We start from the raw sequence: 245 nt of genomic DNA on the forward strand, positions 1-245 counted from the left end.
GCGGTCGGGTGAGGGATGGAGGTCGAGCTCGATGGCGCGGATGCCCATGCGGAGCTGGTCGATGATCGACCACCGCTGGTTGGGGTCGAGGCTCGACACGGTCGGCGAGTACACCGAGCTGTTGAAGGAGTTGTGGGTGTGGGGCCACAGGGAGTTCAGCATCGGCTCGCGCTCGTCGAGGTCGAGCTGGAGGCGCAGCGCCCGCCCGACCCAGCTCGACTCGAGCTCGGTGAGGCGGGCCTCGC

Annotated in this window: 1 protein-coding gene; it reads right to left on the reverse strand. The window is 69.0% G+C overall.

What is annotated here, in order from left to right; translation table 11 throughout:
- The coding region (locus N7568_RS24980) for a hypothetical protein (RefSeq protein WP_261612329.1) at positions 1 to 245 on the reverse strand (245 nt) is incomplete at both ends.

Origin of the sequence: Paenarthrobacter aurescens (genome assembly GCF_025421775.1) — a bacterium.
GTDB lineage: Bacteria > Actinomycetota > Actinomycetes > Actinomycetales > Micrococcaceae > Arthrobacter > Arthrobacter aurescens_B.